This window comes from Falseniella ignava (assembly GCF_002847645.1).
Classification (GTDB): Bacteria; Bacillota; Bacilli; order Lactobacillales; family Aerococcaceae; genus Falseniella; species Falseniella ignava.
This window is the reverse complement of sequence record NZ_PKHE01000024.1, coordinates 1-19,076: the sequence shown is the minus strand read 5'-3', so window position 1 is coordinate 19,076 and position 19,076 is coordinate 1. Positions and strand designations below refer to the sequence as shown.

Below are 19,076 nucleotides of genomic sequence, written 5' to 3'. Positions count from 1 at the left end.
TCCCGAACACAGCAGTTAAGCTTCTTAGCGCCGATGGTAGTTGGACCTTGGGTCCTGTGAGAGTAGGTCGTCGCCACGCTGAATTATTGTTAATTCATTTAAGAGAAGATCTGATCTTCAGTTGGATGATTCCGCCATAGCTCAGTTGGCAGAGCGCATGACTGTTAATCATGATGTCGTTGGTTCGAGCCCAACTGGCGGAGTAGCGGTTAATTCGGAGAGTTGTCCGAGCTGGCCGAAGGAGCACGATTGGAAATCGTGTAGGCGACTTATACTCGTCTCAAGGGTTCGAATCCCTTACTCTCCGTTATATATTTAACGGTATGTTTTATAAGCACTTCCTTATAAAAACATTTTTTTAAAGGTCCGTTGGTCAAGTGGTTAAGACACCGCCCTTTCACGGCGGTAACACGGGTTCGAATCCCGTACGGATCATACTGAACAATTCCTCGGAGAATTAGCTCAGCTGGGAGAGCATCTGCCTTACAAGCAGAGGGTCGGCGGTTCGATCCCGTCATTCTCCATTATAATTGAATATTGGTCCGGTGGTGTAGTGGTTAACATGCTTGCCTGTCACGCAGGAGATCGCGGGTTCGAGTCCCGTCCGGACCGTTAATATTAAGGCTTGGTAGCTCAGTTGGTAGAGCACTTGATTGAAGCTCAAGGTGTCGGCGGTTCGATTCCGTCCCAAGCCACCATGGAGGGGTAGCGAAGTGGCTAAACGCGGCGGACTGTAAATCCGCTCCTTCGGGTTCGGCAGTTCGAATCTGCCCCCCTCCATTAATATTTATTTTGTAGGAGATTCACCACATTGGTTTCAATGACCACCACATAGGGGTATAGTTCAACGGTAGAACAGCGGTCTCCAAAACCGTCGATGTGGGTTCGATTCCTGCTACCCCTGTTAGTTACTTATGATGGCGATCGTGGCGAAGTGGTTAACGCATCGGTTTGTGGCACCGACACTCGTGGGTTCGATTCCCATCGGTCGCCCTATATTTAGTCAATATAGGTTATATATTATTTATTATTGGGGTATAGCCAAGCGGTAAGGCACCGGACTTTGACTCCGTTATTCGTTGGTTCGAATCCAGCTACCCCAGTACTGACCATGTATATTACTATATATGGTCTTTTTTTAAATCGAGGCGGTATAGCCAAGTGGTAAGGCACGGGTCTGCAAAACCTTGACCGCCGGTTCAAATCCGGCTACCGCCTTTTGCTTCTATAGAATGTTGAAGCTAGTGCACCCTTAGCTCAACTGGATAGAGCGTCTGACTTCGGATCAGAAGGTTGTGGGTTCGACCCCTACAGGGTGTGTCTATAATATGCCGGCGTGGCGGAATTGGCAGACGCGCTGGACTCAAAATCCAGTGCCCTTTGCGGGGCGTGTCGGTTCGATCCCGACCGCCGGTATTAGTAAGGCAAGATAACTATGATAAACATTGTTTTAACGTGTTTATCATAGTTTTTTTATATTTTAGATACTTTTAACACATCTTTTAAAACAAGTATGACTATGTTATACTAGCCCTAGCAAATGAGGGGTTATTAGCCGAGTATTTTCTATACCACTCAAATCTGAAAAGACAGGCGCGTGATTTTTGCGTTTTCTATTTTCAGCTCTGAGTGGTATTTCTTTTTTTATAGATTTTATATTACCCTCGATTTTATATAGTGTAGGTGAATGATGTTGAATTTGGACCGTCTTTTTCCGTCGTCTTTAAAATATTTATTAGAAGGCTACTTATTATATTTTTTACTCTCTTTATTTTTTTCTAGTTCATCTCAGTTAATTACACAGTTAAATCCTGCTTTTTCAACCTCTTCGTTCGTACTTATTATACTAATCGGGGGTTTTATTGCTTATCGTGTCGAACGAGTTTGGCCTTCAGGATCATTTTCTTTGTTTAGTTTTCTGATGTTTGTTATTTTTAATGTGTTGATTGTATTTATTTTTGAGCCAGCAATTTTAATCGGCTACCTTATTTTTTTACTTCCATTCTTAATTCACTTTTATTTATCACGTAGCTCAAATTATAAATATGATTATTTATTATATGGTTGTTTAATCGTCGAAACAATCATTAAACTAGTTATCATTGGATGGCACTCAGAACATTCAGTATTTACTTTCAATTTGTCCAAGCAGCTATATTTTTCATTTTCAATGTGGCTTATTATTTTTGTGAGCACAGTGCTGACTTTGTTATTTGCGCAACGAATTTCTTTAAAAAGGTTTAAATACATTACCGTATTACTGCTAACTTTTATTTTGTGTTTTGTAAGTGGTATTTTATTATTACGTATTTTTATGGTGTCTTCGTTTAATTATGATATGGGTATTTTTACCCAAATGTTTCATAACATAGTCCGAGGCGCCGGTCCAGTTACGACATTAGAACGTGATGGGTTACTCAGCCACTTTAAAGTGCATGTCTCACCCACATTATATTTATTAGCACCGATATTTGCGATGTTTCCAAGACCGGAAACCTTAAACTTAATGCAAGTAGTGCTAACGTTGTTGGGGTTAATTCCTTTATATTTAATTTTAAAACAATTTGAATTCAAACAAACCACTCGTTTTTTATTGCTTGCGTTGTATATCGTATTACCCGGAATGTTAACAGGGCATCTCTATGACTTTCATGAAAATGCATTACTTCCGCCGTTACTACTGTCGTTAATTTATTGCGTAATCTCACAAAAAAGATGGGGAGTTTTGCTCTTTACCTTACTTACTTTAGGTGTTAAAGAAGATGCGATGATTTATGTGTTAAGCTTGGGACTCTATTTTATATTGCAAGATAAATTTGAGTTCTCACGAAGTTTTCGACGGATTTTAATTTATGTTATGATTTTATGGCCGATTATTTATTTTTCAGGATGCATACTTTGGTTGAATCAGTATGGGGACGGTGCGATGACGTCACGCTTCAAAAACTTTATGTTACCGGAACAATCAGGACTTGGAGCGGTCGTAAAAAATGCATTGATGAATCCTTCGTTTACCCTGCATAATTTAATGAAGCCGACGAAAATTATTTTTCTGATAATCGTTGTGATTTCAACGGTAGGAATGATTTTTATACAAATGAATTGGACAACTTATTTATTATTACTACCTTTGCTCGTTATCAACTTATTAAGTGATTATCCGTATCAAATTGATTTAGGTAAACAATATGCATATGGAAGCTTTACGTTAATACTTTGGATGCTTATTTTAGGAGTTGATGTATTATCACAACAATTTCAAAGGAAGCATCATGTTATTCGATGGTTATTAACACTCGCTTTTGGAGCATCTTATGCCTTTACGATGACGAATTACTGGCCTCAATCTTATCGTTTTACTGATTATGCTCAAAATAAACTACATTTTCAGAAGATACGTCAAGAGCTACGTTCATTGGATAAAGAGGCAGTTATTTTAACAAATTCAAATTCAACAGTTGAATTAGCAGACCATCCTTACGTTTATGATTTATTCTATCATCATCAGCAAGAATATGATCCAGCGGTTGATTATATTGTAATTCCTCGTCACTGGTATCAAGGTGAGATGGCGGAATGGGAAGTGGTTGAGTTATATTTAGAACAAGGATTTAAAATGATTAGCCCCATTAATCGGGAGATGCTGATTTTTGGAAGAGAATAGTTAGGAGAGATAAAATGTCGCAAAAGACAAAACAATCCATGTTATGGACGTTATTTACCTCAACTTTTTATATTAGTATGTTCACTTTTGGGGGAGGGTATGTTATCGTTCCATTAATGAAAGAACGTTTTAGTAAAGAGCTAGGTTGGATCGATCAAGATGAAATATTAAGGCTGATTTCAATCGGACAGTCGGCGCCTGGTCCTGTAGCTGTTAATACATCGATTATTTTAGGCTACCGGATGTGTGGATTGTTAGGGGCTTTGGTTGCGACTGCGGGGACCGTTATACCCCCGCTAATGATTATGACGATCGCAACATATATTTATTTGTTTATCCGTGATAATTTCTATGTTGCGAATGTGATGAAAGGGATGCAAGCGGGGATTGCAGCCATTATCTTTAGTGTTGTGTATGATATGGCACAACGTATTATAAAAACCGGTGATAAAGTACATATCACCGTAATGATTATCGCTTTAGTAGCTGCGATTGGTTTTCGTATTAATGTGATCTGGCTATTGGCCTTTTCAGTCGTCGTAGGTATTGTGTATTCTTTATACCAATTAAAGCGTCAGGAGCGTGAATAAAGCATGTTATATTTAAAATTAATTTGGGTTTTCTTTCAGATTGGCTTACTTAGCTTTGGTGGAGGGTATGCAGTTTTACCAATGATTGATCGGTTGATCGTACAAGAATTGGGTTGGATGACGCCACAACAATTTATTGATGTATTAACTATTTCTGAGATGACGCCGGGTCCGATTGCGATTAATGCGGCAACTTTTGTCGGTAATCAACTTTTAGGGGTACCTGGAGGGATTGTAGCAACTCTAGGGATTGTTTTACCTTCCATGATTATTGTAATATTACTGGCCTATATTTTCTTTAAATTTCAAGAAGTCAATCTAGTTCAAGATGTTGTGGCAAGCATGAGTCCTGCTGTGGTGGCATTGATTGCTTCAGCCGGATTAACAATTATTTTAACTGCTTTTTTCGGGACTACAACTTTCCCGGTGGTATTGTCTGATTTTAATGTAATTTCATTTATTATCTTTGTAATTTCTCTAGGATTAATTCGTAAGTACGAGATAAATCCAATCCGGATAATTATTGGCTCTGGTATCGCGGGTTTCATTATATTTTCATTTATTGTATAATTATAATGAAGTATACTTGCGCCAATAGCTCAACAGGAGAGAGCAATCGCCTCCTAAGCGATCGATGAAGGTTCAAGTCCTTCTTGGCGTGTATCATCAAATGCAATTTTTCTGAGAGAGCCGATAGGCTTTCTCTTTTTACAATTACTATGTAAGCGTATTTCTTGAAGCAACCTTTTAATCATGCTATAGTTTTTGTGTAACAAAATATTATAATTAGGAGGTTGTATGATGGCAGATTTTAAACAAGATGCGCAAGAGCTACTTCGTTTGGTCGGTGGTGATGAGAATATCAATGCTGTGACGCACTGTGCGACACGCTTGCGATTCGCCTTAGCTGATAACAACAAGGCAAATGTAGAAGCAATTGAAGCACTCCCATCTGTAAAAGGAACGTTCACTCAAGCAGGACAGTTCCAAGTTATTATTGGGAATGAGGTTTCGAAGTTCTACGAGGAGTTTGCAAAATTCTCGAACGTGACGACAAGTACTAAAGAAGACGTCAAAGCGGCTGCTGAGGTAAATCAAGCTTGGTGGCAACGTATTATGACGTTCTTAGCTGAAGTTTTCGCACCAATCATCCCAGCAATTATCGTGGGTGGACTTATTTTAGGTTTTCGTAATATTCTTGAAGGGGTAGAATTCTCAGCATTAGGTAATCAAACAATTGTCGCCGTTTCACCATTTTGGAATGGGGTGAACCACTTCTTATGGTTACCAGGTGAAGCGATTTTCCACTTCTTACCAGTAGGCATTACTTGGTCAGTAACGCGTAAACTCGGAACGACTCAAATTTTAGGGATTGTATTGGGGATTACATTAGTTTCGCCTCAATTATTGAATGCCTATGGCGCCGCAGGAGCTTTAGCTAGCGGCGAGGTTCCACAATGGAATTTTGGTTCATTCAGTATTGATATGATTGGTTATCAAGCTCAAGTTCTTCCGGCAATGTTCGCAGGACTCGCTTTAAGTTATTTAGAGCGATTTTGGCGTAAAGTCGTTCCAGAATACTTATCGATGATCTTAGTACCATTCTTATCACTTTTACCAGCCGTTATTTTAGCGCATACGATTTTAGGTCCAATTGGTTGGTGGCTAGGTGATTTAATTTCGAAAGTCGTCTTAGCGGGATTAAATGGTCCACTTTCTTGGTTATTTGGTGCAATATTCGGCGGATTCTACTCACCATTAGTGATTACCGGATTACACCATATGACCAATGCAATCGACAGTCAATTGATTGCAGATACAGGAACTACCGGTCTATGGCCGATGATTGCTTTATCCAATATCGCACAAGGTTCAGCTGTATTAGCGGTATGGTGGATGACGCGTCACGATGCGGAGGAAAGTCAAATTACTTTACCTTCAGCGATTTCCGCTTACCTAGGTGTTACCGAGCCAGCGATGTTCGGGGTGACTTTAAAATACGTATACCCATTTATTGCGGCCATGATTGGTAGTGCAACGGCTGGTTTAATTTCTACAACGTTCAATATTCAATCGAATTCGATTGGAGTTGGGGGATTACCAGGTTTCTTAGTAATCCACATTGATTCAATGGGAATGTTCTTTGTAGCAATGGCTGTTGCGATTGTAGTTCCATTCGTTCTTACTTTAACGTTCAAACGAATTAATTTCTTAACGGATAAAGGAATTGAATTAAATATTCCATTCTTCAATAAATAATTCATGAATTAACGTTTGTCACTGCTAACCTCGTTACGTTTGTTGTAATGACGTTAGCAGTTTTTCAATTGTTTTATTACAAAGGAGTAATTATGTTTAATAAAGAAACAATGACGATCTATCAAATCTATCCTAAATCTTTTAATGACACGACGGGGTCAGGGACGGGAGATATACCCGGTATTACTGAGAAAATCGATTATCTGAAAGAATTAGGCGTGGATATGGTTTGGTTAAGTCCGATATATCCATCACCACAGTATGATAATGGCTACGATGTCAGTGATTATACGGCCGTGGATCCTCTCTACGGAACAATGGCGGATGTCGATCAATTAATTGAAGCAGCTAAAGAGCGAGAAATGGGCATTATGCTCGATATGGTGCTAAATCATTGCTCGACAGAGCACGAGTGGTTTCAGAAAGCGTTAGCGGGTGATCCATACTATCAAGATTTCTTTTATTTAAAACCGGCGAAAGCGGACGGATCACTACCAACCAATTGGGAGTCTAAATTTGGTGGCCCTGCTTGGGAGAAATTTGGTGATACCGACCTATATTATTTACATCTTTATGCCAAGCAACAAGCTGATTTAAACTGGCATAATCCGAACGTTCGACGCGAATTATTCAATGTCGTGAATTTTTGGTTAGAACGAGGTGTTACAGGGTTTCGCTTCGACGTGTTAAATGTCATCGGTAAGATGGATTTTGTGGATAGTGACGAGCCAGGGTCAAGCCAAGAAAAAGCACTCTACACGGATACGCCGATTGTCCATGAATGGGTGAAGGAGTTAGCTCATGAGACATTTGGTCGCTATGATAATATTATTACGGTGGGTGAGATGTCATCGACAACCGTTGAAAATGGCCTTCAATATACTCAGCCAGAACGGGATGAATTATCGATGATTTTTAGCTTCCATCATCTGAAGGTCGATTATGCGCACGGTGATAAATGGTCGAAAGCACCGGTTGATTTTGCTGCTTTCAAGCAAATTATGGACCATTGGCAAGTAGGAATGTCTGAAGGTCGAGGTTGGAATGCATTATTCCTAAATAACCATGACCAACCGCGTTCGAACAGCCGCTTTGGTGATGTTGAAAAATATCCGTACGAGACAGCGACGATGTTGGCTCAGACGATTCAATTGATGCGCGGCACACCATACATCTATCAAGGGGAAGAAATTGGGATGACCAACCCTAATTACACGACCATTGATCAATATCGAGATGTGGAGACACTCAATTATTATCACATCTTATTAGAGCGCGGCATCAGTGAAAAGGAAGCAATGGAAATTATTCAGTCGAAATCACGGGATAATTCACGAACACCATTTCAATGGAATGATCAACCACATGGTGGATTTACCACAGGGACTCCATGGTTAGCGGTGGCGGATAATTATCCATCCGTTAACGCTGAAAAGGAATTGGAAGCGAATGGCATTTATCGCTACTACCAACAATTAGCTGCACTTCGCAAAGAAGTTCCAGTGATTGCTAAAGGCGATTATCAAAGTGTGCTATTGGATCACCCACAAATTATGGGTTACTGGCGTGAATATGAAGGACAAAAATTATTGGTACTGTCTAATTTCTACGCTGAAACGGTTGCGTTAGACGTACCGTTAGAATGGTTAGAACTTGATTGGCAACGATTGATCGGCAACGGAGCCATAGAAACCATTAAATCTACGGTTGAATTTGGTCCATATGAGACAGTAGCGTTCATAACTGAAGATTAGCTGAATTAAACCACTCGGGCAAATGCTCTAGTGGTTCTTTAGTTGCTTTTAATTCTGGATGAATGAAATTGAATGATTATGATTGAAAACAATCAAAAAGTAGGGTATATTGAAGAAAAGGAGCAAAAATATGTTAACAGAAGAACGTCAATCATTCATAATCAATCAACTTAATCGCACTTCTGTCATAGAAGTGAAGGATTTAGTTCAACAACTTAATGTATCAGAATCGACCATCCGACGTGATTTATCTCAACTGGAACAAGCAGGACAATTGATTCGAATTCATGGTGGAGCGAAAAGAATTTATCAATTAGACCAAGATATGCCATTAGCAGAACGCACGACGAGCTACCATGAAGTTAAAGAGCTTATTGCTCAAGAAGCAGCAAGTAGGGTTGAGCATGGCGATACGATTTTTTTAGATGCGGGGACAACGACTTACGAGATGATTCCGTATTTAGCCGAGATCGAAGGGGTGAAAGTCATCACGAATGGATTGGCTCAAGCACAACGAATCGCTGAATATCAGATGGAGCCTGTCTTACTAGGCGGCAGATTAAAAGTAAGAACGCAGGCTATCGTTGGCGCCATTACCATTCGTCAATTAAGCTCGTACCGTTTCAACAAAGCTTTTATAGGAATCAACAGTATCGACTTGACTTATGGGCTTACCACTCCGGACGAAGAAGAAGGAACTATCAAGCGTTTGGCACACCAAGCAGCGAATGAAGCTTATTTTCTAGCGGATCATAGCAAGTTTGATAAAGTTTCATTTTACCAGGTAAGGCAGTTGGAGAATGCTCGGGTGATTACAGATCAATTGACCCCCAATCAGCGGACAGGGTATCAAGCGGTCGCCCATATTAAGGAGGTTACACAATAATGAATTACACGATAACGTTTAATCCAGCGATTGATTTAGTGGTTCAAGCTCAATCTATTGCGCTAGGGGAATTGAATCGCGTTGATCAGACTGCCTACGTGATGGGTGGGAAGGGAATTAATATGTCAACCATATTGAATGAGCTAGGATCAAAAACTCAAGCAACTGGCTTTGTCGGTGGATTTACTGGAGACTATATTAAGCAACAACTGAATCAAGCGAATATTGATCATCATTTTATCAACGTTCAAGAACCTACTCGAATTAATGTAAAAATCAAAGCGGAAGAAGAGACAGAGATTAATGCACCAGGACCAAATATTACGAGCAAAGATTTTGATTCGCTGTATCAATATTTAGACTCTGTCGTGACAGAAGAAGACGCAATCTTTTTAGCAGGAAATGCTGCACCTGGTTTGGATGAGAGTCATTATCAAGCCATCGCGAAGCTGGCGCAAGATAAAGGAGCCAAATTCGTTCTCGATTCGAATAAAGATTTGTTAACGGCGTGTTTGGCTTACAGACCTTTCTTAATTAAGCCAAATCAACATGAATTATCAGAAATATTTGGAATTGAAATCAATACCACAAAAGACATTATTAATTATGCGAATCAGTTGCAATTACGTGGTGCGCAAAATGTACTCGTTTCATTAGGGGGAGCAGGCTCAATTTTATTGACCCCTACAGTAGATATTTATCAAGCCAATGTCCCTCAAGGAACGGTAATTAATTCAGTCGGAGCAGGGGATTCAATGGTTGCTGGCTTTATGGCAAAATACACTGAGTCAGAGGACCCAGCTTTAAGCTTACAACAAGCAGCTGCATGCGGTAGTGCTACTGCCTTTTCAGTAGGTATTGCAAAGCGTGATCATATTGAAGACTTAAAGCAACAAATTAAAGTTGTTAAATTATAAAAACAAAGGGGATAGAAAAGGAGTCAAAAGATGAAACTAGTTGATTTATTTGTGCCGGAGGCGATGGACTTATCGCTTAAGACCACTACTAAGAGCGAGACAATGCGCCATTTAGCTGAGCGTTTTGCTCAAGTCGGAGGAATTCAAGATGTCGATGCCTATGTCGAAAAGTTAGAAGCTCGCGAAGCGCAATCCACGACCGGTGTGGGAGATGAGATTGCCATCCCGCATGCGCAAGATGCATCGGTTAAGCGTCCAGCCATTATTTTTGGACGCAGTGAAGCCGGAATAGAGTGGGAGTCATTTGACCAACAACCTGCCAAGCTGATCTTTATGATTAGTGCGCCTGAAGGGGGCGGAGAACACTTAGCAGCCCTTGCTCAATTATCGAAAGTATTAATGAACCCCGCTGCCAAAGATGCACTCTTAAAAGCACAAACACCTCAAGAGGTACTAAAAGCACTTGATAAATATGATGAGTCTGAACCATCCCAAGAAGAACAAGTGGTTACAGAAACCGTTGATACTTCATCTACTGAACAACCATACTTACTAGCGGTAACAGCATGTCCAACAGGGATTGCCCATACCTACATGGCCGAAGAAAAGCTGAATCAAGCTGCCGCGAATGCTGGCTACAAAATTAAAGTTGAGACAAACGGTCAGACCGGTGTCGGAAACCGATTAACAGCCCAAGATATTGCACAAGCAACAGCGATTATTGTCGCAGCAGACAAACAAGTGGAGATGGGCCGCTTTGATGGCAAACCCGTTATTATTACGAAAGTAGCGGATGGTATCAATAAAGCGGATGAATTAGTTGGACGTGCAGCGAAAGGAAATGCGCCGATTTATCACGCTTCATCGGATGAATTGAACGATGAATCACTCTCTGATGAGCATGAGTCGATCGGACGTAGAATTTATAAGCATTTGATGAATGGGGTATCACATATGTTACCTTTCGTGGTAGCAGGTGGAATCTTAACGGCGATTTCCTTCTTCTGGGGAATTAATGCAGCCAATCCAGCGGATCCTTCTTACAGCCCAATTGCACAAGTATTCGCCACATTAGGTAATTTATCATCTGCGATGATGCTACCAATTCTTGCTGGATTTATCGGTCACTCAATGGCAGATCGTCCAGGGTTAGTGATTGGATTAATGGGTGGAATTTTTGCGAACCCAGCATCATTATCTGCCTTCGGAGGTGGAGTTGGCGTCTTTGACGGAACCGTTCCATCCGGATTCTTAGGTGCTTTGATTGCAGGATTCCTTGCCGGCGGGATTGTTTGGGTTCTACGCAAAGCATTTAGCTAGCTACCAAAATCATTAGAGGGAATGAAACCAATCTTCCTATACCCAGTTTTTGGCGTTTTAATAATGGGACTGTTAATGTTCTTTGTAATTAACGCTCCAATGGGTGCAGTAATGGATGGTTTGGTGAACTTCTTATCAAGCATTCCAACGGAATGGAACTTAGTCTTAGGATTTGTCGTGGCAGCAATGATGTCAATCGACATGGGTGGACCGATTAATAAAGCGGCTTATGTTACCGGAACAGCCTTAGTTACCGCAGCAAATGGAGCTGGCTCAAACGTTATGGCAGCTGTTATGATAGGTGGAATGGTACCTCCATTAGCAATCGCACTTTCAGCCACAATCAACCGTCACCTATGGACGAAAGAACAAACCAATACGGCACTCGTTAACTACGTAATGGGCGCAGCCTTTATTACAGAAGGAGCGATTCCTTTTGCCGCATCGAACCCACTCAAAGTAATCCCATCGCTCGCAGTAGGAGCCGGGGTTGCAGGGGCGTTAAGTATGATTTTCAATTGTGTAAGTTACGTACCACACGGTGGAATCTTCGCAGTTTTAGCTGGAGGCGTTACCCAACCGTTACTTTATCTCGTTTCATGGTTAATCGGCGGTATCGTTGGTGCAGCTCTATTAATATTCTTCCTGCGAGAAGAGAGATAGTCTAAATTAAAAACACGCTTGATACTGGATCATTGGATTGAGTATCGAGCGTGTCTTTTTATTTGAGTTGAATCTATTTGGATTTGTAAATCCAAATAGGTTTGTTGCTTGCATCATCTTGGATTTGGGAATCCAGATAGGTTTGCCGTGTGAACCTATCTAGAATCGAAAATCCAGATAGGTTTGCTGGCTGAATCTATCTAGAATCGGAAATCCAGATAGGTTTGCCGTGTGAACCTATCTAGAATCGGAAATCCAGATAGGTTTGCCACTTTAATAGTCCTGGATTTTGAACTCCATATCAATTCATCGCCTAGGTCACACCAACTTTCACAGTTGTATCCATCCGAACAAAAAAAGAGCACACATTTGAAAATGTGTGCCCGTTAGTTATTAGCAATTAGTTTTTACGATTCTTTGGCAACACTAAAGTTGCTTCAGGGTAAGTAAATTGACTATCACGACGATATAATTGGCGCCAGTTATTTTTAATAACTGTTCCAGAATCTTTTTGAGTTTGAATATGAGTTGATAAAATTTGCATTGCAACCATAGTAATTCCCCTTTCAAAAATTCATTTTATTTTGTAACCTCATTACATATATTATTATAGTATAGGTAGTTCTTCTTGTCTTTAAAGTGGGATATTAATACAATTAGAACTTTCTTTTCAACAAATCGCTTTCATAGCGCCAAAATGTGGAAAACGCTTTATTCTCTCATAATACATCTGAATAAGACAATAAAACAAATTATAATCCATTTGATGCCTATAGCTAGTGCGCTAAGGTCTTGTTATTTCTAACTATTTTGATAAAATTTGAGTTATGGAGGATGATGATGAAAAGTACAGTTAAATTAACGCCAAACGGTCCAACAATACCGATTTCACCCGAACTTTTACAACTTGAAATGCCATCGCGAGATACGATTGCGCAACCATTATTATTAAAAGCTAAAAAAGAATACGAAGCGAATACAGGGGAATTTACAACACATTTAACCGATGAAATGATTCAACAGCTCAATCTACCTCAAATAACATCAGTTGAACAATTAGAACAATTGGGTGTAGAGCTTTATACTAATCGATTATACGAACAACATTTTTATCGAGTAATTTTACCAGAAGTTATCAAATTTTACCGAGCGCACAGTGAATTTGTGATTGACCCAGATGAATTAGATACTTATAGTGAAGCTTATATTGAGAAAGTGGATGAACAAGCAGAAGCTGAGGGGCTCTCATTGGATGAATATGTTCAACAAACGTGGGGAATATCCGATATGGTCGACACGATCGCGTTTTTAGAACAAAAAGCGCACGACCAATTTTATATTCATTTAATAGCAGATCAGTGGTATCAAAATCAAGGTGGAGAATTAAACCGCACCGCTTATGATGCCTTTATTCAGCATCAAGTGATTCATCAACATCAAGATGAAATTGAGCTACGCGAACAATTTTCCTATCAACGATTTATCGAACATTATCCGGAAATCACTTGGACTCAGCACCTGGAAGATCATTACCGCCAGGAAGTTGAATTAATTACTAATCCAAATCTTGAATTATAACGATGGGAGGAGGTTTAAGCATTGAATAAAACCTATACAAAGCGGCAATGGGGGATTTTTATCCTATTGCTAGGTTTACTGACTGGTGGTGTGCTTTATGCCTTAGTCCATACTTTTGTTCAAGAGGATGTGACCTACCAAGTCTCACAATGGTTGCAGACCTTTGTGAAAAATCCTTTTGACACAAGTGATTTACATTATTCAAAAATGGAGCTTGACTTAACCCCTGAAGGTGGATTTTTAGTCAAGCGAATGAAAGACGACTATCTTGAGGTAGGCGTTAGTAACCGTGAGAAAGAATCACTCATCGCTCAAGTTGTTTCAAGCGATCAAATGCGTTCACTGCCGGCAGGGTTAACCGAAGATGAGCTCCCATGGTTCTATAATAGTCCTCAAGTTGCAAAAGATTCTCCGTATTCTTATGCGAATCAATATCGATTAGTAGAGGATGAGGGAATTAATGAATTAAGATGGTATGAATATCAAGGTAAGAGATATTTATTCCAGGATGATAGACTTTATACAGGTTGGCACCAAGATACAGATGGAGAATACCTTTATTATAATCAAGGTGTGATCCAACCAACTTCTTTAAGTCAAGATGATTTGGATAACTTTATTGAGCAAAGCAGAATTATCAAGCAACTTTCCCCGTCAATCGGCAAGTCATTATTTTTTGAGCGAAACCAAGATGACTATAAGCAAATGTATTCACTAAAATCGAATCATTATAGCATATTATATAAAGCAACCGATCAATTGATTCTCTCATCGCCTCCGGGTACTCGAGGATCTGTATTAGTCGCTTCAACGAAGAATTTCTACGATATGCCACTTGAAGTCGTTGAAGAATATCGAAGTGAAAACCAAGTTTGGTTGCATGTTATGGTGGGCTATGATGAATTAGGCTGGATACAACAAGACCTATCGAGAACACACTATGTCCCAACGTATTACAGTGAACGAACACTGCTTGATACGATTGAAGCTGTGTTACAAGAAGAAGTGGATAGTATTGCGGCAGACGTAGGAGCATCATTTATTAATAATGAAACGATGGCTCAAGTGAGCGTCAATGATCATCCGTTTTTCCCGGCCAGTACTCAGAAGATTTATGTGCTTGGGGAGTTATATCATCAATATCGAACGGGTGAATTAGATCCTTATCAAGTAGTCACGCTCTATGATTCTGATCGTGTCCCTGGAGCAGGTATCATTCAAGGATATCCGACCGGCAGCCAATTTTATATTGATGAATTAGTGGATTTAGTGGCAATTTACTCGGATAATACTGCAGCCAATATGTTAATTGATACGGTCGGAGGCGGCGAGAAAATAAACCCAAGACTTCAACAAATCGGGCTCTTCGATACCTATGTTTATGGCAAGTATTACGGAGAAGATACTTACTTAACGACCACTCCATCTGATGCTGCACGATTTTTTGCGTTACTATACAACAACCGTCTAAATGGCGAGCCCTACGACGATATGTTAGTTAATAAATTATTTATGAACACACATACTTTCTTAAGAAGTTATCTATATGGTGGAGCGACAACTTCTTATAATAAGTCTGGACTCGGTTCAAGCGAACAAAATGATGTGGCGACTTTTATTACGCCTTACGGTTCTTATTCGCTCACAGTTTATACGGCATACCCGGACAACTATGACAGTATTGCGGATAGCTTAGCAATGTTATCACTACGTGTTCACGACGCGTTTAATGAAGTACGTTCTGACTTATGGATTAAAGTGGAAGAATAATCTTTTAATATTTAGCGATCCGAAAGGATCGCTTTTTTTGCATAAAAAAGGCTGAACCCCCCAAAGGTTCAGCCTAAAGTTAATTCTTATTGATAAAGTTATTTAACGGTGCTTTTAATCACATTAATCGCAATTGGATTGACGATATCATAGAAAATCTTAGTACCTTCACGATTATTGTTAACTACACCTAATTGTCGCATTTTGCTGATATGTTGAGAAACTGTTGATTGTGGTAAATCTAAATTTTCTTGGATAGATTTAACGTTCATCGAACCATTTTCTAGTAATGTCTTAGCAATTGAATAGCGAATTGGATGCGCTAGTACTTTTAAGATTTCCACAATTTCATCGATTTCATGACTATTAACATCAATTTTTTGCATTTTTTGGCCCCCTTTATGCTGAATCGATATCTATATTTTAACACACAACGGCGACTGAATAAATGAATAAAATAATAAATTATTGTAATATTATCCTTCATATTAAAACTTATATATTTGTCCTTGCCAGGAGCGCGAGGATAATTTATGATAATGATAATCATTGAATGGAGGTAAAAATATGACCCAATTACTAACACGAGACCAAGTTCCAACCCAGGAAACATGGGATTTATCACTACTATTTAGCGATCAAGCTGAGTTTGAAGCAGCGGTTGAATCACTCAAACAAAAGGTGGATCATTTCCATCAACAATACAAAGGGCAGTTGACAGATGTTGAATTGATTATTCAATCCCTCAATGAATACGAAGAAATTGAACGGTCAAAAAACCACATCCAAATGTATGCTTCACTCGGTTATGAAGTCGATAAAGCAAATTCGCAATATGAAGAAAATGCGGTGCGGTTAGGATTTTTACTTGGTAACCTGAGTCAAGGCTTATCGTTCTATCATTCTGAGTTAAGCGCTATAAGTACCGAGTTGCTCGAGCAAGTAAAATCAACGCCAGAAGGAGCGCCTTACCAATACTTTATCGATGAAATTATTCGCTATAAAGATATTCGACTAGACCCGGCAGTAGAGGATGCTTTGAGTTATTTAAGTGGAAATCTTTATCATTCTTACGCATTGTATGGTGCTACTAAATTCCAAGATATGACGTTTGACAACTTTGAAATTGACGGCAAAGTTTATATGAATAGCTTTAATGCATTCGAAGGTGATTATGAAGGGCATCCGGACTTCAAAATACGCCACGCAAGTTGGGATGCATTCCATCAAAGTCTTGCACGTTATCAGCATACACTCGCAAGTAATTATATTAATCGCGTGCAAACTGAGAAGAAAATGGCAACATTACGTGGCTTTGATTCAGTCATCGACTACTTATTATTTGACCAAAAAGTCACACGTGATAGCTACAATCAAATTATCGATACGTTAACCAAGGATTTTGCACCCGTTATGCAACGCTATGCAACATTACTTGCCAAAGAACATGGATTAGAAAAAGCCTCATTAGCTGATATTAAAATGCCTTTCACTAAAGGAGAATCGAGCCATATTACGATTGAGCAAAGTGAACAGATGTTGCTTGATGCTTTCCAAGTGATGGGGGATGAATATTTAGCTATTTTCCGCCAAGCTTTTGCTGAACGGTGGATCGATTATCCAATGAATCAGACGAAGTCGACTGGAGGATTTTGTTCGACGAGTTACCAAGGACCTTCTTATATCTTATTAAACTGGACGGGGTTATTAAGTGAGGTTTTAGTACTAGCACACGAATTAGGCCATGCTGGACATTTTGTACTTCAGTATCGTGAGCAACTTGCAATCACTCCAGAACCAAGTATGTACTTTGTCGAAGCGCCATCAACGTGTAACGAGGTTATTATGTGCCAATACTTATTAGCGCAAGATATTGATGATCGAGCTAAGCGAAGCTTAATTACTGAATTCATCTCACGGACTTATTACCATAATATGGTAACCCATTTATTGGAAGCCGACTTCCAACGCAAAGTGTATCAAGCCGTAGACCGTGAAGATGTCTTAAATGCAACAGTGCTCAATCAATTCTTCAAAGAAACTTTAGAGAATTTCTGGCAAGGCGCTGTTGAAATTAATCCGGGCGCAGAATTAACATGGATGCGTCAACCACATTATCATATGGGACTCTATCCATACACTTATTCAGCAGGATTAACTATCGGAACTCAAATGGGACAACGGATTGCTAAAGGTGACACTGAGGCGATTGCGCAATGGCTCGATGTCTTAAAAGCAGGAGGAACACTGAGCCCGCTTGAACTAGCACAAGCAGCAGGTGTTGATATGAGTACACCGAGAGCGCTACACCAAGCGATTGCTTATGTTGATAGCTTATTGGATCAAGTTGAAAGTCTGGCATAGTATTACAATTTGTTAACAAAAATTTCATGCCGTGTAAGAAGCGTTAAGCTCGATTTACAAATCGCGTTTAACGCTTTTCCTTTTTATCGGCTTGTTGTAAGATAACATCTATACTACGAATGCAGTCCCGACACAATTTGTTTATTTCGAAGGATTGCCGAAGGAGATTATATGAAGAAATCATTTAAAGTCATCATGATGACACTTACAAGTAGCTTAATCTTATCAGTGGGACAGCCGGTCTCAGCACAATCAACATCTCACCAATCATTAACGTTAGTTAACGATTGGATCCAACGTACTTACAATGAAGTTGCTTATTCGATTCAAAATGATTTGCAATACAATAATGTTTACACCATCCGTTGGGGAGACACGCTTTCAACGATTGCGAAAGCGATGCGCATGTCTGTCGCAGAAGTAATGGCATTAAACAATATTGATAACCCAAATCATATTGTAGCTGGGCGTTCGCTTTACTTAACGCAACAAGTTGATGCGCCACAAACAGAAATTTCTGGAACGGAGTCGAATGAGCGTTCATTGTTAGTTGATACAGCTTCATTTAACCAAAATCCAACAGAAACTGAAGAAGCTACGGTGGCTGAACAACCAACCTATGTTGAAGAAACAACTGTGGAAGAAACTACGGAAGTGACGACCGAAATTGCTGAAACGATCCCAGAAGTAGTGACAGAGCTAACGCAAGAACCTGTTACAACCGTTGAAGTGGTTGAAACAGAATCACTATGGCAAGAAGAAACGACAGAAGTATCGACGGTTGATACAAGTGCGACCCAAAACCTTAGCGCACGGGAAGCGTTCGACCAATTGGCAGCTCAAAAAGGACTATCAGCTAGCGAGATTGAAGGATGGGCGTACATTATTCAACGCGAGTCGGGTTGGAACCATACCATTTCGAACCCAACGAGCGGTGCTTATGGATTACCACAAGCATTACCAGGTAACAAGATGGCCAGCCACGGTGAAGACTGGGCAACTAACCCATATACGCAACTCGCTTGGATGTATGATTACATGGTAAACCGTTACGGTAGTGTTCAAGGAGCCATTGACTTCTGGCACGCAAACCACTGGTATTAATCTTAAATTAAACAATCATAAAGACCGAATCCAGTCACTTAAAGTGTGAGGATTCGGTTTTTTTGGTTTCATAATATCGTCTATTTTTGGTTCTCTGTCAAATGATGTTGGTGGAGAACTTCCTGCCCAGAGAATTTTTCTCTGGGTTTTTATTGTGCTATCTATTAACTAAGCAGCAGATTGTATATTAGCTTCTTCCTTTTCTTT

13 protein-coding genes, 14 tRNA genes, 1 rRNA gene and 2 pseudogenes are annotated in these 19,076 nt (G+C 39.8%); 28 read left to right on the top strand and 2 right to left on the bottom strand.

Annotation, left to right across the window (positions count from 1 at the left end):
• The 24 genes and pseudogenes from rrf to CYJ57_RS08015 form a co-directional block, all read left to right on the top strand.
• A 5S ribosomal RNA gene (gene rrf / locus CYJ57_RS08110) occupies positions 1-79 on the top strand; the annotation flags it as partial.
• 51 nt (positions 80-130) lie between these two features.
• Positions 131-203: transfer RNA gene (locus CYJ57_RS07190), tRNA-Asn, on the top strand.
• Between the two features lie 13 nt (positions 204-216).
• Positions 217-307 (top strand) — tRNA-Ser (locus tag CYJ57_RS07185).
• 56 nt (positions 308-363) lie between these two features.
• Positions 364-435: transfer RNA gene (locus CYJ57_RS07180), tRNA-Glu, on the top strand.
• A 16-nt stretch (positions 436-451) separates the two neighbouring features.
• Positions 452-524 (top strand) — tRNA-Val (locus CYJ57_RS07175).
• 15 nt (positions 525-539) lie between these two features.
• Positions 540-612 (top strand) — tRNA-Asp (locus tag CYJ57_RS07170).
• Between the two features lie 10 nt (positions 613-622).
• Positions 623-698 (top strand) — tRNA-Phe (locus CYJ57_RS07165).
• 1 nt (position 699) lies between these two features.
• Positions 700-780, top strand: a tRNA-Tyr gene (locus tag CYJ57_RS07160).
• 53 nt (positions 781-833) lie between these two features.
• A tRNA-Trp gene (locus tag CYJ57_RS07155) sits at positions 834-904 on the top strand.
• Positions 905-920: 16 nt separating this feature from the next.
• Positions 921-993: transfer RNA gene (locus CYJ57_RS07150), tRNA-His, on the top strand.
• 38 nt (positions 994-1,031) lie between these two features.
• Positions 1,032-1,103 (top strand) — tRNA-Gln (locus CYJ57_RS07145).
• A gap of 44 nt (positions 1,104-1,147) precedes the next feature.
• A tRNA-Cys gene (locus tag CYJ57_RS07140) sits at positions 1,148-1,218 on the top strand.
• Between the two features lie 28 nt (positions 1,219-1,246).
• A tRNA-Arg gene (locus CYJ57_RS07135) sits at positions 1,247-1,320 on the top strand.
• A gap of 10 nt (positions 1,321-1,330) precedes the next feature.
• Positions 1,331-1,416: transfer RNA gene (locus tag CYJ57_RS07130), tRNA-Leu, on the top strand.
• A 271-nt stretch (positions 1,417-1,687) separates the two neighbouring features.
• Positions 1,688-3,664, top strand: coding sequence for a DUF2079 domain-containing protein (locus CYJ57_RS07125; RefSeq protein ID WP_101954700.1), 1,977 nt, complete (start codon positions 1,688-1,690; stop codon positions 3,662-3,664).
• A 14-nt stretch (positions 3,665-3,678) separates the two neighbouring features.
• Complete coding sequence (locus CYJ57_RS07120) at positions 3,679-4,254, top strand: chromate transporter (protein WP_006700929.1); 576 nt, start codon at positions 3,679-3,681, stop codon at positions 4,252-4,254.
• A 3-nt stretch (positions 4,255-4,257) separates the two neighbouring features.
• Complete coding sequence (locus CYJ57_RS07115) at positions 4,258-4,824, top strand: chromate transporter (protein ID WP_101954699.1); 567 nt, start codon at positions 4,258-4,260, stop codon at positions 4,822-4,824.
• A gap of 18 nt (positions 4,825-4,842) precedes the next feature.
• Positions 4,843-4,915 (top strand) — tRNA-Arg (locus CYJ57_RS07110).
• Positions 4,916-5,055: 140 nt separating this feature from the next.
• A pseudogene (treP, locus tag CYJ57_RS07105) lies at positions 5,056-6,498 on the top strand (PTS system trehalose-specific EIIBC component); the annotation flags it as partial.
• Between the two features lie 107 nt (positions 6,499-6,605).
• On the top strand, positions 6,606-8,267 hold the full coding sequence (gene treC, locus CYJ57_RS07100) for an alpha,alpha-phosphotrehalase (RefSeq protein ID WP_101954697.1): 1,662 nt from the start codon (positions 6,606-6,608) through the stop codon (positions 8,265-8,267).
• Between the two features lie 130 nt (positions 8,268-8,397).
• Positions 8,398-9,153, top strand: a complete 756-nt coding sequence (locus CYJ57_RS07095; protein ID WP_101954696.1) for a DeoR/GlpR family DNA-binding transcription regulator — start codon at positions 8,398-8,400, stop codon at positions 9,151-9,153.
• The gene (gene pfkB, locus CYJ57_RS07090; protein ID WP_101954695.1) at positions 9,153-10,070 is read left to right on the top strand and encodes a 1-phosphofructokinase; all 918 of its coding nucleotides are present in this window, start codon (positions 9,153-9,155) and stop codon (positions 10,068-10,070) included. The genes CYJ57_RS07095 and pfkB overlap by 1 nt, the downstream gene beginning before the upstream one ends.
• Positions 10,071-10,100: 30 nt before the next feature.
• Positions 10,101-11,390, top strand: a complete 1,290-nt coding sequence (locus CYJ57_RS07085; RefSeq protein ID WP_244896602.1) for a fructose PTS transporter subunit IIA — start codon at positions 10,101-10,103, stop codon at positions 11,388-11,390.
• 12 nt (positions 11,391-11,402) lie between these two features.
• Positions 11,403-12,053, top strand: a pseudogene (locus tag CYJ57_RS08015) (fructose-specific PTS transporter subunit EIIC); the annotation flags it as partial.
• Between the two features lie 400 nt (positions 12,054-12,453).
• On the opposite strand, the gene CYJ57_RS07865 reads toward CYJ57_RS08015, so the two are convergent.
• Positions 12,454-12,606: a hypothetical protein gene (locus tag CYJ57_RS07865; RefSeq protein ID WP_180764443.1), complete on the bottom strand. Its 153-nt coding sequence runs from the start codon at positions 12,604-12,606 to the stop codon at positions 12,454-12,456.
• A 287-nt stretch (positions 12,607-12,893) separates the two neighbouring features.
• Here CYJ57_RS07865 and CYJ57_RS07080 point away from each other — a divergent pair, with 287 nt between their 5' ends.
• Positions 12,894-13,631, top strand: a complete 738-nt coding sequence (locus CYJ57_RS07080) for a hypothetical protein (RefSeq protein ID WP_101954694.1) — start codon at positions 12,894-12,896, stop codon at positions 13,629-13,631.
• 21 nt (positions 13,632-13,652) lie between these two features.
• The gene (locus tag CYJ57_RS07075; RefSeq protein ID WP_101954693.1) at positions 13,653-15,401 is read left to right on the top strand and encodes a serine hydrolase; all 1,749 of its coding nucleotides are present in this window, start codon (positions 13,653-13,655) and stop codon (positions 15,399-15,401) included.
• A gap of 98 nt (positions 15,402-15,499) precedes the next feature.
• Here CYJ57_RS07075 and CYJ57_RS07070 read toward each other — a convergent pair whose 3' ends face one another.
• Positions 15,500-15,787 carry an ArsR/SmtB family transcription factor gene (locus CYJ57_RS07070; protein WP_006700939.1) on the bottom strand — a complete coding sequence of 96 codons (288 nt, stop codon included), beginning with the start codon at positions 15,785-15,787 and terminating at the stop codon, positions 15,500-15,502.
• 181 nt (positions 15,788-15,968) lie between these two features.
• Between CYJ57_RS07070 and pepF the strand changes: the two genes are divergently transcribed.
• Positions 15,969-17,765 carry an oligoendopeptidase F gene (gene pepF / locus CYJ57_RS07065; RefSeq protein ID WP_101954692.1) on the top strand — a complete coding sequence of 599 codons (1,797 nt, stop codon included), beginning with the start codon at positions 15,969-15,971 and terminating at the stop codon, positions 17,763-17,765.
• A 171-nt stretch (positions 17,766-17,936) separates the two neighbouring features.
• Positions 17,937-18,869 (top strand): LysM peptidoglycan-binding domain-containing protein, encoded by a 933-nt coding sequence (locus CYJ57_RS07060; protein WP_101954691.1) that lies wholly within the window; start codon positions 17,937-17,939, stop codon positions 18,867-18,869.
• Positions 18,870-19,076 lie beyond the last annotated feature (207 nt).

Bases quoted from the DNA above. Each gene is read 5' to 3' on its own strand.
- CYJ57_RS07125 (WP_101954700.1), top strand. From the start codon at position 1,688: ATGATGTTGAATTTGGACCGTCTTTTTCCGTCGTCTTTAAAATATTTA.
- CYJ57_RS07120 (WP_006700929.1), top strand. From the start codon at position 3,679: ATGTCGCAAAAGACAAAACAATCCATGTTATGGACGTTATTTACCTCA.
- CYJ57_RS07115 (WP_101954699.1), top strand. From the start codon at position 4,258: ATGTTATATTTAAAATTAATTTGGGTTTTCTTTCAGATTGGCTTACTT.
- treC (WP_101954697.1), top strand. From the start codon at position 6,606: ATGTTTAATAAAGAAACAATGACGATCTATCAAATCTATCCTAAATCT.
- CYJ57_RS07095 (WP_101954696.1), top strand. From the start codon at position 8,398: ATGTTAACAGAAGAACGTCAATCATTCATAATCAATCAACTTAATCGC.
- pfkB (WP_101954695.1), top strand. From the start codon at position 9,153: ATGAATTACACGATAACGTTTAATCCAGCGATTGATTTAGTGGTTCAA.
- CYJ57_RS07085 (WP_244896602.1), top strand. From the start codon at position 10,101: ATGAAACTAGTTGATTTATTTGTGCCGGAGGCGATGGACTTATCGCTT.
- CYJ57_RS07865 (WP_180764443.1), bottom strand. From the start codon at position 12,606: ATGGTTGCAATGCAAATTTTATCAACTCATATTCAAACTCAAAAAGAT.
- CYJ57_RS07080 (WP_101954694.1), top strand. From the start codon at position 12,894: ATGAAAAGTACAGTTAAATTAACGCCAAACGGTCCAACAATACCGATT.
- CYJ57_RS07070 (WP_006700939.1), bottom strand. From the start codon at position 15,787: ATGCAAAAAATTGATGTTAATAGTCATGAAATCGATGAAATTGTGGAA.
- pepF (WP_101954692.1), top strand. From the start codon at position 15,969: ATGACCCAATTACTAACACGAGACCAAGTTCCAACCCAGGAAACATGG.
- CYJ57_RS07060 (WP_101954691.1), top strand. From the start codon at position 17,937: ATGAAGAAATCATTTAAAGTCATCATGATGACACTTACAAGTAGCTTA.